13 protein-coding genes and 1 pseudogene are annotated in these 14,818 nt (G+C 35.7%); 5 read left to right on the top strand and 9 right to left on the bottom strand.

What is annotated here, in order from left to right:
• Positions 1-25: 25 nt before the first annotated feature.
• The 4 genes from MKZ11_RS13995 to MKZ11_RS13980 form a co-directional block, all read right to left on the bottom strand.
• Positions 26-1,228 (bottom strand): restriction endonuclease subunit S, encoded by a 1,203-nt coding sequence (locus tag MKZ11_RS13995; RefSeq protein WP_340795013.1) that lies wholly within the window; start codon positions 1,226-1,228, stop codon positions 26-28.
• A complete protein-coding gene (locus MKZ11_RS13990; RefSeq protein ID WP_340795012.1) occupies positions 1,228-2,784 on the bottom strand; it encodes a type I restriction-modification system subunit M in 1,557 nt (518 codons plus the stop codon). Before MKZ11_RS13990 ends, MKZ11_RS13995 begins: the two co-directional genes overlap by 1 nt.
• On the bottom strand, positions 2,781-3,323 hold the full coding sequence (locus MKZ11_RS13985) for a restriction endonuclease subunit S (RefSeq protein ID WP_340795011.1): 543 nt from the start codon (positions 3,321-3,323) through the stop codon (positions 2,781-2,783). Before MKZ11_RS13985 ends, MKZ11_RS13990 begins: the two co-directional genes overlap by 4 nt.
• A 168-nt stretch (positions 3,324-3,491) precedes the next feature.
• Positions 3,492-6,239 (bottom strand): type I restriction endonuclease subunit R, encoded by a 2,748-nt coding sequence (locus MKZ11_RS13980; protein WP_340795010.1) that lies wholly within the window; start codon positions 6,237-6,239, stop codon positions 3,492-3,494.
• A 228-nt stretch (positions 6,240-6,467) separates the two neighbouring features.
• On the opposite strand from MKZ11_RS13980, the gene MKZ11_RS13975 reads away from it, so the two are divergent.
• The gene (locus MKZ11_RS13975) at positions 6,468-7,166 is read left to right on the top strand and encodes a response regulator transcription factor (RefSeq protein WP_340795009.1); all 699 of its coding nucleotides are present in this window, start codon (positions 6,468-6,470) and stop codon (positions 7,164-7,166) included.
• Between the two features lie 186 nt (positions 7,167-7,352).
• Here MKZ11_RS13975 and MKZ11_RS13970 read toward each other — a convergent pair whose 3' ends face one another.
• From MKZ11_RS13970 to MKZ11_RS13960, 3 genes and pseudogenes are all read right to left on the bottom strand, one after another.
• Entirely contained in the window at positions 7,353-7,649 is a 297-nt protein-coding gene (locus MKZ11_RS13970; RefSeq protein WP_340795008.1) for a hypothetical protein, read from the bottom strand.
• A 55-nt stretch (positions 7,650-7,704) separates the two neighbouring features.
• On the bottom strand, positions 7,705-7,881 hold the full coding sequence (locus MKZ11_RS13965) for a defense against restriction DarA-related protein (protein ID WP_340795007.1): 177 nt from the start codon (positions 7,879-7,881) through the stop codon (positions 7,705-7,707).
• 71 nt (positions 7,882-7,952) lie between these two features.
• A pseudogene (locus MKZ11_RS13960) lies at positions 7,953-8,093 on the bottom strand (JAB domain-containing protein); the annotation flags it as partial.
• Positions 8,094-8,253: 160 nt separating this feature from the next.
• Between MKZ11_RS13960 and MKZ11_RS13955 the strand changes: the two are divergent.
• The 4 genes from MKZ11_RS13955 to pckA all read left to right on the top strand — a co-directional run bounded on the left by MKZ11_RS13955 (position 8,254) and on the right by pckA (position 12,317).
• Complete coding sequence (locus tag MKZ11_RS13955; RefSeq protein WP_340764609.1) at positions 8,254-8,412, top strand: hypothetical protein; 159 nt, start codon at positions 8,254-8,256, stop codon at positions 8,410-8,412.
• Positions 8,413-8,569: 157 nt separating this feature from the next.
• On the top strand, positions 8,570-8,914 hold the full coding sequence (locus MKZ11_RS13950; protein WP_340758911.1) for an ArsR/SmtB family transcription factor: 345 nt from the start codon (positions 8,570-8,572) through the stop codon (positions 8,912-8,914).
• 105 nt (positions 8,915-9,019) lie between these two features.
• Positions 9,020-10,774: a SulP family inorganic anion transporter gene (locus MKZ11_RS13945; protein ID WP_340758912.1), complete on the top strand. Its 1,755-nt coding sequence runs from the start codon at positions 9,020-9,022 to the stop codon at positions 10,772-10,774.
• Positions 10,775-10,808: 34 nt separating this feature from the next.
• The gene (pckA, locus tag MKZ11_RS13940) at positions 10,809-12,317 is read left to right on the top strand and encodes a phosphoenolpyruvate carboxykinase (ATP) (protein ID WP_340758913.1); all 1,509 of its coding nucleotides are present in this window, start codon (positions 10,809-10,811) and stop codon (positions 12,315-12,317) included.
• 217 nt (positions 12,318-12,534) lie between these two features.
• On the opposite strand, the gene MKZ11_RS13935 is transcribed toward pckA, so the two are convergent.
• Positions 12,535-12,900 (bottom strand): DUF6262 family protein, encoded by a 366-nt coding sequence (locus MKZ11_RS13935; protein WP_340758914.1) that lies wholly within the window; start codon positions 12,898-12,900, stop codon positions 12,535-12,537.
• 1 nt (position 12,901) lies between these two features.
• Positions 12,902-14,815: a tyrosine-type recombinase/integrase gene (locus MKZ11_RS13930; RefSeq protein WP_340758915.1), complete on the bottom strand. Its 1,914-nt coding sequence runs from the start codon at positions 14,813-14,815 to the stop codon at positions 12,902-12,904.
• Positions 14,816-14,818 lie beyond the last annotated feature (3 nt).

Raw genomic sequence — 14,818 nt, 5'->3', positions numbered from 1 at the left:
TCCATATAATTTATTTAGATATATTTCAAATGAACATCTGTTGCATAAATCCAGTTTTCTGTTCTTGAAGACAGCGAAGTTTTTCTTCTTCATTTTCTACTTTTATATCCAAAGCAGAGAGGAAATTCGCTATTTTTTCCTGTTCTTCTTTTAATGGTAATGAGATTGTGATTTCCTTAATAATCTGTGCAGATAAATTACCTTGGCCTCCCTGGAGGTATGTCGAAAGTATCGACTCCTTCATTAGCGTAAGATAATGTAACATAAAGTGTTTAGACTCTTCTGTTCTAATGCATAATATTGCTTGATTAATTGCCCCATCCATTTTTGAAATAGCAACTTCCCCGCTGGTAGCCCCATATAGTGCATATAATAAATCACCTTTTCGAACTAACTTGGCTGACGAACTTTCTAGACCTTCACTGTTAATAAATAACTCAGTAGTAGATTGAGATATTTCTCCAGAACGAATAAAAGGAATATCGCCAGTATAGAAAGATCTTTGTTTTGAACTTGGTGTCCCACCGGAAAATGTTGATACAATCTTTTTAAGTTGAGTTACTTCCCACTCCGGAAACTCCTGCCCATCCCCATCCTTAAACCGCAATTCTCGGCTAAAAATCTTTTGCATCATCCCCTTTTTATATTCACGCCAAGCTTCAACCTTTTCTTGTTGCTGTTCGATGCGATGATCTAGCAGGGCGAAGAAATCGGCGATTTTTTGCTGTTCTGATATTGAAGGCATTGATAATCCAACTGAACTCAATATTGATTGGCTGATATTATACCGTGTACTTCCTCCCGCTCTAGATGAAATCTGGTTTCGTGCAGATGATGTATCTAATAATAGTTTAAGAAAAAAAGGATAGTAGTCACCATTTTTTTTTCCTCGGATTACAAATCCACCGAATAATGCATATTCGTCTTTATCCAAGTAAACCGTACATTTACCTACATCTTCGCGTGTCTCAGAGCTTCGTAGAAAAAGAATATCCCCATACTCTACTTTATTGGCTTCTTCTTGTTTATCATTAACACTTACGGAGCCTATGATGTCGTCGTATAGAACATAATTATTATTTAAAATATCAAGCACGTTAATAAATTTCCTACCATGCCCATAACTTTCTTTCGATGCATTTATTCCGTTATTAAATATCATCAATTCACTAAGGATGGTATTTTTCCACCTATCCTGAAAAGCATTAAAACGCAATTTAGGATGCATTATTTCACCCCCAAAGTTTCAAAATACTTTGCGAGTTCTCCGTCAATTTCCACAATCTTTTCATCAATTTCTTTCATCCGTTGTGAAACAACTTCTAAGTCAACGGATTCTTCTTCTTCAAACGTATCTACATACCTTGGAATATTGAGATTAAAATCATTCTCTTCAATTTCACTTAATAACGCTGCGTAAGAATATTTATCAATGGTTTCACGCGATTTATACGTTTCTACAATTTTCTCTACGTTTTCATCCGTTAAGATGTTTTGGTTCTTCCCTTTTTCAAATTCACTGGACGCATCAATAAATATCACTTTATCGTCTGCTTCACGACATTTTTTGAAGACCATGATACACGTCGGAATCGTTGTACCGAAAAAGATATTTGCTGGTAATCCGATGACTGCATCTAAGTAGTTTTTATCGTCAATTAAGTACTTACGGATAATGCCTTCCGCAGCCCCTCTAAATAACACGCCATGCGGTAATACGACAGCCATTGTTCCGCTGTCATCCAGCTGGTGAATCATATGTTGCACGAAGGCATAGTCGGCTTTTGACTTCGGTGCTAAGCGACTATAGGCACTGAAACGCTCGTCATCTAAGAATGCTGCGTCCGAACTCCATTTCGCACTATATGGAGGATTCGCAACAACTGCTTCAAATTTCATTTCGATATGTTGAGGTTCTTCTATTGTATCCGCATTTTGAATGTCAAAGTTTTGGTAAGAAACATCATGCAGTAACATATTCATTCGAGCTAAGTTATACGTTGTAGACGTGAGTTCTTGACCGTAGAACTTACGGACGTTGGCTTCTTTAGCAACACGTAGAAGAAGTGAACCTGATCCACAAGCTGGGTCATAAACGCTCTTTAAGTCGGTTTTACCGATTGTTACAATCTTCGCTAAAATCTTTGATACTTGCTGGGGGGTATAGAATTCTCCAGCTGACTTACCTGCACTAGCCGCGAATTTTGAAATCATATATTCATAAGCATCGCCTAGTACGTCAATATCCACATCATCATGCAAGAATGGAATGTCATTGACACTCGCAATAATTTTCGCGATTAATTTGGAACGAGATGTAACTTCACGCCCTAATTTAGATGAAGATAAGTCCATATCATCGAATAAATGCTCAAAGTCGGCTTGACTATCTGTACCGATCGTTGATTCCGTTACGGCATTGATTGCTTCTTGGAGTAATTCCGTATCAAATTTGCCATTGTCCCCTTTTCCAATTTCAATCATCATGTTTGAAAAAAGGTATTCTGGTTCAATGACATAGCCAATTTGTTGAAGAAGTTCCTCAGCCAGTGCCTCACGGTATTCCTCATCAGCCCATGCTTTTGCATAAGAAACCGCATCCTCTTCAAGCAATTTATCTACACGAACTTCCGTCTTTTCGGATAAGTAGCGATAGAAAATTAATCCTAGAATATAATTTTTGAATTCACTCGCTTCCATTTGTCCACGTAAATCATTTGCCATATCCCAAAGTCTTTTGTGTAGTTCTGCTTGTTGCAATCGTTGTTTTTCAGATGTTGTCATTTATATTCCTCCATTTTTACTGAAAGCAATTCATGAATATATTGATCTTCCAGTTCCATTCTTTCTTCCATAAGCCTTTTTTTCTGCTGGACTGCTTGTACAATTTTCCCTATCCTTGTTTGTAGCTGAATGGGTGGCAATGAGACTTCCATTTCACGCAGCATACTGATGGATAAGGACGAGACACTGGACCCCTGAGTCGCGAGTTTGAATTGCCTTCGTACTTCCGCATGTTCGTTGAAATACCATTCAACAAACTTGGCATCCACTGGTTCCTTAAAATTAATACTCACGAAGTTCGATGGAATCAGAAGCCCTTTATAGTTCGAAGGGATCGATGCCACACGTTGCGACAATAAATGAATGATAATCCCATTTTCTTCAGTAAAGCGAAGTCTTTCCAATTTTTTCTGTTCAATCCAAATACTAGCCTTCTTATCCTGTGCCAACCGGTACGGTAAGCCCATCGATTCATTGAACTCTTTCAATGTTAAGACCTTTACGCGTTGAGCCCCTATTGATTCTTCAGTTGTTTCCAAACGAGTAAAATTTACTCCCTGCACAATGGATGCAATTTTTTGTAATTGAATAGCCCCCACCTCCTTTAGCTCAATCTACAGCTTTATCATATACGTAATTTTATAAAATAACAACATTAATTAAAGTAATTATATAAAATAACATAAAAAAGAGGGTTTTATGCCCCCTCACGTGTACTTCTCTGTATGCTCCATAATAAATTCTGAAATCTGTTGGGCCAGTTTTCTTTTCTTAATGAGCCCCACTTTTAACGAATCACTGATTACGGATTGTTGGATGATGTTGCTGTATTCATATTCTTCAAGATGTTGTTTCAAGTTTTCTTTAGCTATACCGATTTTCTCAGAAAACGAATAAATCTCTTCTTCTCTCATTTCTTCCTCGTAACGGTTGTATGCGTCGTCTACCGAATCTGCATTCGTTAAATCAGGAACGACACGTTTCAAGAAGCCTTTAATGAGATCTACTTTCAAACGTAATTCAGGATTATCGGCTCGCTCCACCTCTTCCTCAATATAGCGAAGTTGCTTCTCAAGATCTTCTTTATTGCCAAAATCAAGGTCACGCATTAAATTCATGATGTAACTGACGTTAATACGGTCTGTGTGCATGAGTTCCAATTCAAAGTCAATATCCTCTAGAATGGATGACTTTTCAACATCCTTTTTCACTTGCTCGGCAATTTTCAAGTACTTGCTTTTATAATCCTCATACGTTTGACTATCAATTTCAAGCGCCTCTGGATCAAACTCAAATTCCGTAAATGTTTTTAGTCGTACTAAGAGCTTTGTCATATCTTTAAACGCATCGACAAAAGCCTTTTGGTCCTCTTCTCGTTCCAATCCATCAACTGCTTCGGGTGTTGCTGCGATTTCACGCACTTTTTTAAGAGAAGCCAAAAACATGGCCAAGTATTCGACATAACTTTTCATGAGGATATCATCGACAGAATCTGTCTTTGAAAACAGTTTAAGCGATTCATCTGTATTTTTTTTTAAGTTACGATAACACACGATATTTCCATATGGTTTTGTTGCTTTCTCTACCCGATTGGTACGACTAAACGCTTGCAGCAAGTCATGATATTTCAAATTTTTATCTACATATAATGTGTTCAGCGTTCGGCTATCAAAACCTGTTAAAAACATATTGACGACGAGCAGGATATCAATTTGTGCGGTTTTGACCCTTTTGGAAATATCCGAAAAGTAGCTAGGATACGTGTCCGTAGAGTAATTAGTATCAAAGATTCCGTTATAGTCCGTGATAATACGTTCCAAACTATCTCTGGAATGCTCGTCTTTCCCTTCACTCTCTTCATTTGCACCGTACGAAAAGATACCCGCTATTTTAAAGGGATGCTCCGTTTGTTTAAGCAACTCATAATATTTAATGAGCATAGGAATCGATTGCACTGTAAAAATGGCGGTGTAGCCCTTACTACGTGATTTCCGTTCATGATTTTCTAAGATGTTTTTTACTACCCAATGCATCCGATTATCGTCCATCCACACTTCATCTGTGTTAATTGCTTCTACCCGTGTTCTATCGTTTTCATTTACTTTTGCTTTGATTAGTTCATGGTGTTCAACTGAAAACCCAAGTACGTTGCCATCTCGAATGGCTTCTTTAATTAAATAGGTATGCAAGCACTTTTCAAAAAGATCGGCAGTAGTTCGACCGTCCTGACTTTTATTTTCTTTAAGACGGGGTGTGCCTGTAAATCCAAAGTACTGTGCATTTTTGAAGTGTCTTGAGATATTCGTATGCATCTCTCCGAATTGACTCCGATGACATTCATCAATAATGAAAATTACTCGGTCATCTCTGTAAAGATCCATAATCTTAGCGAAGCGAGGGGTTTTCACCGCATTCGCCATTTTTTGAATGGTCGTTACAATAAACGGCTTCATGACATCTTCAATTTGTTTGACAAGCAGGTCTGTCTTTTCTGTCCGATCAACCGACCCTTTTTCAAACTTATTAAATTCTGCGATGGTTTGACTATCTAAATCCTTGCGATCCACTAAGAAAAATACTTTCTTAATGCTGGGTTCATTCGCAAGGATTTGGCTTGCTTTGAACGAAGTAAGTGTTTTTCCTGAACCCGTCGTATGCCAGATAAAGCCACTATTTTTCGTTTCAAGAGCTCGTTGTACAAGGGCTTCCGTTGCATAAACCTGATAAGGACGCATGACCATCAGCAGTTTCTCCGTATCATTTAAAACCATATACCGAGCAATCATCTTGGCAATATGACACTTCTCAAGAAACGAGGATGTGAATTCATTCAAATTTGTAATGATGTTGTTTTCTGCGTCGGACCAGAAAAAAGTGTACCCAAATAAAATATCGCTATCCGAATTGGAAAAGTACTTCGTATCAACACCGTTTGTGACCACAAAAATTTGGAGAAAACGATATAGTCCTTTGTAAGAATGCTTGCGATAGCGCTGAATCTGGTTGAATGCTTCTTTAAAATCTAACCCTCTTCTTTTCAATTCAACCTGAACAACAGGAAGCCCATTGATTAAGATCGTTACATCATACCGATTCGTGTACGTTCCGGTCACAGTTGTTTGCGTTGTCACCTGGAATAAGTTTTTGCACCACTCACGGGTGTTAAATAATTCTATGTAAAGCTCCGATCCGTCTTCTCGTTCAATGATTTGTTTATCTCGTAAAATTTTAGCCGAATCAAAGATGCTCTTCCCATCAACTAAATTCAGTAACCTGTTAAATTCTGTGTCTGTCAGTGGCTTGCCTTCGAGTTTATTTTGATTAAACCGATTGACTTGTGACCGAAAATTAAGAAGAAGTGCTTCGTAGTCAGGAAGCTGCACTTGTTCATAGCCTTGACGAACAAGTTGGCTAATCATTTTTTTTTCAAGTTGTGCTTCAGATTGATAGCCCATTTATGTAATACCACCTTCTGCTTAAAGTATCTATATAAGTCTATTCTACCACCAAATGAAAGGTATTTCGTTTAGCGTATTCATTAGTTAAGACAAATCCCGTAATGTCACAACCTATTTGGTTTTCCAACCTTTCTATATAAAACAACGGTTGTATCAGCTACTTATTTGAATTTTAAAGATATGATATAGTTTAAGGAATGATTTAACCGAAATGGGAGGTATATCGTGGCTGAAACAATTAATAAAATAAGAATTGCTTTTATAGATGGTCAACAAATTTATCGTGAAGGATTAAAAGGGTTATTTGCTTCAGACGGATTGCTCGAAGTTGTTTACGAGGCAGAAACCACAGAAGAGATAATAGCTCATTATAGCAATAATTTTTCTGAAGAAGTAGATATATTGCTGATGGAATTAGGTGAAACACCATTAGAAAGTATTAGATGTATCGAACAACTTTCAAATGAGCATCCAAAAGTAAAAGTTGCAGTCTTAACCGACAATATCGATAAATCATATGTACTCCTAGCAGTCCAAGCTGGTGCCAGCGGATATATGCTAAAGGAAATGGATTTGCATCTAATTATAGAAGCCATCAGACACATTTCAGCTGGCACCTCTTATATCCATCCGAAAGTTACACACCACTTAATAAACGCATATCTAATGTTAAATGAACGAAAGCACAAAGGTGTTTTTAAGCAAGAAGAAATTCGCATGCCATTACACTTACTTACCAAGCGTGAATGCGAAGTTTTGCAACTACTGGCAGACGGAAGAGGTAATATTGAAATTTCACACTTACTATTTATTTCAGATAAGACAGTAAAAAATCACGTGTCAAGTATCTTAAGTAAAATGAATGTAGTACATCGAACAGCTGCGGCTGTCATAGCTATTAAAAATGGTTGGGTGAAAATCTAGTAGTTTTTTAAATAACTAAAATATCAAGACAACAAAAAAGAAGGAACTTCTTATGTGTCCCTTCTTTTGTGTATTTCCGGATAATTTTTATGTCTATAGTGCTTAATTGTTGAACCTATCTACTGTGAAAATTAGTTTGCTATTATCACAGTACAATATCCAGCCAATCACTTACTCGTAAAATATTCAATACTCTTCAGGTAACATTGCAACGCATACTAACTCATCGCTGTAGTCGTCAGTCACCAACCAAATATTTTCGGGTATGTTCAATTCCGTTAGATCCAATTCGCCAAAGATGTTTTCATTACCATCTGTTATGATCACTTTTTTGCCCTCTTTGTTGAACGCGATAAAATAACTTTGTTCGTAAAACTCTCTGGCAATCCGAAACATAACAGCAAGAGTATTAGTGTATTTTTCGTCTTCATCAATCAGTCCATTTATCCCTCTCGTTAGCAGAGTCCTGAATACTTTCCCCATATCTTTTCCTCCTATTTTTAACCACAGGTATTTTTCATCTGTTAAAACTGTTTGCTCACTTCATTAGGATCGTCCATGCCTTCATGTCATAGTCGTCCAGGTCTTCCGCTGTCAATTCGCGTTCGTACGCAACGATACCGTGTCTTCCTTCATCCTCCATCACTTCAACGAAACCCTTGGGCTGACATCCAATCGAAACAGGACGTAGCAGCATTTCATACCAATACTTCATATAAATCATCCCTTCAATCGTTTAATTAAAAAAATAAAGAGCGTAAATTAATACGCCCTTCATCGAAATTTTTATAAATAGCCTTTTTCTTTAAGCGATATGAATTGATGGTCTCCGATAATTACATGATCCAGTAACTCCACCCCCATCACACTGCCAGCTTCAGCCAGTCTTTTTGTAATTTCAATGTCCTCTTGAGAAGGCGTAGGGTTATATCAATAGTAAAGTGGGAGAAATATTATGAAAGCAATCTCTTGGCTTTGACTACATGTCTTCAGAGTTAGCATAACTAAATTATAAAATTACCTTTTTTATGAAAGAATTAGTCAAAAAAGATAAGAAAAACTGTTTAACTTTATGGGGGCACTTCAAATGAGTGGTCGCCTTTTTATTTCGTTTACCCCTGTAAATTTAGTTTTCGGTGGGGATCATGTCGTTTTGCCTTTATTAGAACAGGAACTTGTACCAACTGGATGGATAAACGAAGTCTGGTCGTTCGCTGTAAAGATACTTCGCACTAGGAATTGTTGATTAACTAATTAATTTAGGTATTAACGATAGAAAACTACATTTCTGTATTTTTAACTTAAAATGATTTGTAAATCAAAAGAACTGGAGGTATAATTCGATTATACATATTCAAACATTTGAATATGTATAATCGAATTTGTCAAAGGAGGAAAATTGATTGTGGACAGATATACAACAATTTAAAGCTGATTTTTTTAAAGCCTTGGCACATCCACTAAGAATACGGATTCTTGAATTACTGTCAGAAGGAGAAAAGAGCGTTACAGAAATTCAAAGCACTCTTAATAGTGAAGGTTCCGCAGTTTCCCAACAACTAAGTGTATTACGCTCTAAAAATATTGTAGTTGGTATCAAAAATGGTAAACGAGTTGTTTATTCACTTCGCGACCCATCCATTATAAAACTTTTAATAGTTACACGAGAAATCTTCAATAATCATTTAATTGATACCCTTTCTATGTTAGAAGAATTAGATGAAGAAGATACACTTTCTAAATCATAGAATCGGAGTAATCAATGGAAATTTAAATAGATATAACTCCCTAAACAATCAATAATATACAATCAATTTACTATTTTAATCATTCATAGAAAAAGAAGGGGTATAATGAAAAGCTTTTTTACAGGAAGATTTGATGACTATTCAATACGGCATTTCCAAAAAGATCTTCTTTCAGGCGTTATTGTAGGGGTAATTGCTATACCATTAGCTATGGCATTTGCTATTGCATCAGGTGTGAAACCAGAATACGGGATTTACACAGCATGTATTGCTGGTATCTTAATTTCTTTATTTGGTGGATCGAAATATCAAATTGGAGGACCTACTGGTGCTTTCGTACCTATTCTTTTTGGGATTGTCATAGCTTATGGATATACAGATTTATTACTTGCTGGTTTTTTAGCCGGTATTATCTTGTGTTTAATGGCGATTTTTAAAATAGGTTCTTTGATTAAATTCATCCCTCGTCCTGTCACAATTGGTTTTACTTCAGGGATTGCCATTATTATTTTCACAGGGCAAATTGAAAATTTCTTTGGACTGACAGGGCTTGAAAAACATGAGAAGTTCATTGACAACATGAAGGAAATTATCTTTCATATTGATACAATGAATTTTTATAGTATAGGAATTGCCATATTGTGTCTTTTCGTCATTTTACTCACACCGAAATTATTGCCGAAAGTTCCTGGATCACTAATTGGTTTAATCGTAACAACAATAATAGCAACAGTATTCTTTTCAGGCAATATTTCAACTATAGGCTCCACCTTTGGAGAAATTCCAAGCCAACTCCCTCATTTTCGCTTTCCCGATATAACATGGGAAAGAATACAGCGTTTAATAGTACCTGCATTTGTAATTGCTATATTGGGAGGAATTGAATCTCTCTTATCCGCTGTAGTAGCAGATGGGATGACGAATAGTAAACACAATAGTAATCGTGAATTAATGGGCCAAGGAATTGCAAATATCATTACTCCTTTATTTGGAGGAATTCCAGCTACAGGTGCAATTGCACGAACAGCGACAAATATTAAATCTGGTGCTACTTCTCCTATGTCAGGGATTATTCATGGGATTTTTGTTTTATTAACCCTCTTAATATTAGCACCCTATGCTTCACTTATTCCGTTAGCTAGTATGGCGCCTGTTTTAATGATAGTGGCTTGGAATATGAGTGAAAGAAAACAGTTTCTTCATGTGTTGAAAATGAAAAGTGGCGATTCTCTTATTTTATTGGTTACATTTCTTTTAACTGTCTTCACCAGTATTACGATAGCAGTTATGGTTGGTCTCATCTTAGCTGTCGTTTTATTCGCAAAACGCATGAGTAATATGTTGGTTGTTTCCAAAGTGTTACCAGACCACACTCATAAGAATGAAATTGTTCAATCCCATGTAGTTAACGAAGCTCATAACTGCCCACAAATTAGCATTTATACAATTGAAGGGCCACTTTTTTTTGGTGCTGCACAAGTGTTTGAACAACGCATAATGGATACAATTCATTATGAACCTACTGTCTTGATTTTACGTATGGGGAAAGTACCGTTCATCGATTCGACAGGTGAAGCGAATTTGAAGAATATTGTCAATTATTATAAAAAACAAGGTGGAATTCTTGTGCTTTCAGGTATAGTTGATGATTTGAAAAAGTCATTGAAAAAGTCTGGTCTTTATGATGAAATTGGTGAAAAGTATATATTTAGTCGTACAGGCGAAGCCATTGACTATTCCATCTCAGAAATTAACCATAATAAATGTTTAGGATGTAAGCATTTCGCTTTTCATGAATGCAATCAACTTTCACATACAGGAAATCTCGATAAAAAGGAGTCTAAATTACTAGAAATATAAAAAATAAAAGATAACTAAAAAGGATGGATATAAAATGGGACTAAACAACGCACTCAAATTACATTTTAATATAACACCTAGTCAACTAATAAAAATCGCTATCAAGCGTAAAGAGGTTCAACTTTCTTCTGGTGGCGCGATAGTAGCGAAAACAGGTAAATATACAGGCCGTTCACCTAAAGATAAATTTATTGTTAAAGAACTTGCCTCTGAACTTGCAATTGATTGGAAAACAAATCAACAAATGACGTCAGCAAATTTTGATCTTCTTTTAAAGGATGTTTCTAATTATCTAGAAGAAAAAGAACTATTTGTATTTGATGGGTTCGCTGGAGCCGATCAAGCATATCGTCTACCTATTCGAATCATTAACGAGTATGCTTGGCATAATTTATTTGCTCATCAATTATTTATTCGTCCAACAAAAGAAGAGTTAGCTGTACACAAAGAAGATTTCACTGTAATCTGCGTTCCTAATTTTGAAGCTACACCTTCCATTCATGGAACAAATTCCGAAACTTTTATTGTGATTAATTTCGATAAAAAAATCGTATTGATTGGAGGAACACAGTACGCAGGAGAGATTAAAAAATCGATTTTTACTATAATGAATTATCTTTTACCAATTAATGATGTTCTTTCTATGCATTGTTCTGCAAATAAAGGATTAAATGAAGATGTTGCTTTATTTTTTGGTTTATCAGGTACGGGAAAGACCACTCTCTCAGCAGATGCTAATCGTATGTTAATTGGTGATGATGAACATGGTTGGTCAGACAAAGGTGTATTTAATATTGAAGGTGGTTGTTACGCAAAATGCATCAACTTATCAGAGGAAAAAGAACCAGAAATATTTCGCGCGATTACTTATGGATCTGTTTTAGAAAATGTCATAATCGATCCTCATACACATTTGGCAGATTATAATGATTGTAGTTTAACAGAAAACACACGAGCAGCTTATCCGATCCATAACATTCCGCATGCTCTTAATCCGAGTACGGCAGGACATCCAAATGTTATTTTCTTTTTAACAGCAGATGCGTTCGGTGTTTTACCACCCATTTCTAAATTATCAAAAGAACATGCCATGTATTATTTTCTTTCAGGTTATACCAGTAAATTAGCTGGAACTGAAAGGGGCATAACAGAACCAGAAGCAACATTTTCAACCTGTTTTGGTGCACCATTCTTGCCATTATCACCTAGAGTTTATGCTGAAATGCTTCGAGAGAAAATTCGGAAACATGACGTGGATGTTTATTTAATTAATACAGGTTGGTCAGGAGGCCCTTATGGAATAGGCGAACGTATTTCCCTTTCCCATACTCGAGCGATGGTTACAGCAGCTATTGAAGGTCAATTAGCACATACAGAATTTGAAATGGAACGGAGTTTTGGTCTTAACATACCTAAAAGTTGTCCTAATGTACCATCTGAAATTCTTAACCCCCGCAATACATGGAAAGATAAAGAGGCTTATGATATCCAAGCAACAAAATTAACAAATCTATTTCGGGAAAATTTCGAGAAGTTTTTATAAAAATCATAAAATAAAGGGTAAGTGGAGAAAAACGAGTCGTTTTTCTCCACTTACTTTTGTATATTTTGATTTTTCCCCAAGGGAATGTTATCTATCCAGTAACATTAGCTGTAGTCTAACCATAGAAGATCTTCGGGAATGCCTTGCTCCATATTTAACAGAGTGCTTTTCTTGTTTTAATTTGCAATGTACTATTTTATCTTATTCAACAAGACCTCTAAAACAACTTGCCATGTAATTTTTGAACTTGATCCCTTAATTGTTTGTTTTCTTCTTCTAGTGCCTTTATTCGGATTTTTAATGTCTTAATTAAACTATCTTCTGAACGAAGGTTTTTACTCTGTTTACGGGGAACTAATTCACTTATTTGCATCCCTCTTAATGTCTCTATTCTAGTTCTAATGTCTTTTTGTTTGTACAGCCATGACTTTGAAACACTTGCTTTTTGTGCAACGGAATTAAAATTAATCTTCTCTTTTTTCAGTGCCATCTCTGAAATTGTCTTTTCAACCCTAATTCTTGTCTTCTCCGACTTTTCTTTGGATAGTTGAATTATGGCAGTTGTGTTACTCTTTCTAGTCATCTTAATTCGTCTCCTTTAACGAATGAATAATTTGCTCTAATCTATTTTTAACACGTTCGTTAGTTTCAACCTGACGCTGCCATTGGTTCTGTTTAGCCCTATTTAATATTTCTTTAGTTCGGTCTAAGTGCTCTTCATGTTCATTTAGAAATTGTTTACTTGTACAGAAGTTCGTACAATCTAAACAAGCATTTGCGTGAGGACACGGTCCCGCAATTACTGGTAAACGACAATAGCCATTAGGAAGTGCTTGTGCATTGATATTTTTTTTAAACCATTGAAGATCTGTATTGTCAGCTTCAGTATTTTCTTCGGTTAAATCCAGAATGCTACCGCTATTCGTCACCAAAGTTTCCTTAAACTTTATGAACTCTTTCTTTAGAGTTTCATCAAAAATATGGGCATATCTTGCAGTCATTTCTGGTGATTCATGCCCTAAGAATTTTTGAACAATATGCTGTGGCACTCCGTTGTTTATCATTCTAGTGCCAACTGTATGCCGAAAGGCATGAGCATGAAATCGGAAAATCTCTCCTTTATTATCCGTTATCTTTTCTTCATAAGCTAATTTATTTAATTTAACTCTAAAGGTATCTTGCTTCAATGGAGAACCATCTTTCCGTGGAAATACATATACACATCCATCGTCAAGTTCATAAGCCACTCTTTGCTCTTGAACCAATATCAATGCAGCAATTTCTTTAGAAATAGGAATGGTATGTTCTTTCTTCATTTTCCACTGATAATACTTTAAAAAGCAATCCCCTTCTTTATCTGTTATGACACTCCCTTTTTTCAATGTACAAAGTTCACCGATACGCATTCCGCATTCTTGAAGTACCATAACCATTGCAGCCATATAAGGTTCCAATTTATCCAATTTAACATTTAATTGTTCAAGGACATGTTCATCTATATAACGTGGTTGTGCCTTCGGCACTTTAGGATAATCTTCTCGAAAGATAAGGATTTGGGAAGGCGAATCCTTCCAATCAAACCTTTGAAGTGTAGAGAAAAAAACTTCTAAAGTAGATATTCGTCCAGTCGCAGTACTAGGTTTTAAACCTTTTAAATTAATTTCATTTAAATATTGCTCAACTTCATTCCTAGTTAATTGATGAATCCTTCGTATGCCTTCACAATTTGTATTTATAAAATTAAAAAACTCTCTTAATTTTGACGCCATATCAACTACATGGGAAAAGCTACGTGTATTTAACATTAACTTACAATATCGCTTGACGATTTCTTTAAAATAATCATTTTCAAAACCCTTGAAATTGATTGTATATTCGTAGGACGTTGGATTTATCTTATCTTCCGGCAATGAAAGTTTTCTTAGATCCCAAACATCTTTATCCCATTCTTCACCATCAAAATAGAAATCCTCATAGAACTCCATAAACTGTTTTAAATTAGTAACGTAGTAGGAGTTCGCTTGCACAGAAATTTTATTTTGATTTATATCAAGCTTGTAATTTTTAGTCGTAGATTTTATTCCTTGTTCTACTAAGTAAGTTCGGTATTCCGTCAAAGCTTTTACTATAGGTACTTCAGTTATAGAGGTAATATCGGGATATTTTAAATTTAAAAACCCCAACATTCGACTTATCACTGTTCCTTTTCTAATCCAAACAGTTTTTGCACTCCAAGTTCCATTATTTAAGAGAACATAATAAAAGTATTTTAATTCTGTTTTTAACCAGATGTTTTCTACTTTATCAAAATTTACCCAACGATTTCTTAACGAAGGATTCTTACTTAACTCTATCGCACTAGGATGTGGGCAAATTCTTATATCCCATCTATCTGCTGCCCAAAACCCTTGTAAGACACTAGTCATATCCGCTATTTTTTTATTAATCTCTGTGTTAGTGACGAGCTTTCGATTTGTTGCAACGCTTGGAAATTTCATTTT

It is taken from the genome of Sporosarcina sp. FSL K6-1508, from assembly GCF_038007465.1.
GTDB lineage: Bacteria > Bacillota > Bacilli > Bacillales_A > Planococcaceae > Sporosarcina > Sporosarcina psychrophila_B.
Note: the sequence above shows the minus strand (reverse complement) of the source record. Positions and strands in the feature narration are given on the sequence as shown.

Excerpts from the sequence above, each read along its gene's own strand:
- MKZ11_RS13970 (WP_340795008.1), bottom strand. The coding sequence starts at position 7,649 with ATGGGGAAAGTATTCAGGACTCTGCTAACGAGAGGGATAAATGGACTG.
- MKZ11_RS13930 (WP_340758915.1), bottom strand. The coding sequence starts at position 14,815 with ATGAAATTTCCAAGCGTTGCAACAAATCGAAAGCTCGTCACTAACACA.
- pckA (WP_340758913.1), top strand. The coding sequence starts at position 10,809 with ATGGGACTAAACAACGCACTCAAATTACATTTTAATATAACACCTAGT.
- MKZ11_RS13995 (WP_340795013.1), bottom strand. The coding sequence starts at position 1,228 with ATGCATCCTAAATTGCGTTTTAATGCTTTTCAGGATAGGTGGAAAAAT.
- MKZ11_RS13935 (WP_340758914.1), bottom strand. The coding sequence starts at position 12,900 with ATGACTAGAAAGAGTAACACAACTGCCATAATTCAACTATCCAAAGAA.
- MKZ11_RS13980 (WP_340795010.1), bottom strand. The coding sequence starts at position 6,239 with ATGGGCTATCAATCTGAAGCACAACTTGAAAAAAAAATGATTAGCCAA.
- MKZ11_RS13945 (WP_340758912.1), top strand. The coding sequence starts at position 9,020 with ATGAAAAGCTTTTTTACAGGAAGATTTGATGACTATTCAATACGGCAT.
- MKZ11_RS13990 (WP_340795012.1), bottom strand. The coding sequence starts at position 2,784 with ATGACAACATCTGAAAAACAACGATTGCAACAAGCAGAACTACACAAA.
- MKZ11_RS13965 (WP_340795007.1), bottom strand. The coding sequence starts at position 7,881 with ATGAAGTATTGGTATGAAATGCTGCTACGTCCTGTTTCGATTGGATGT.
- MKZ11_RS13955 (WP_340764609.1), top strand. The coding sequence starts at position 8,254 with ATGAGTGGTCGCCTTTTTATTTCGTTTACCCCTGTAAATTTAGTTTTC.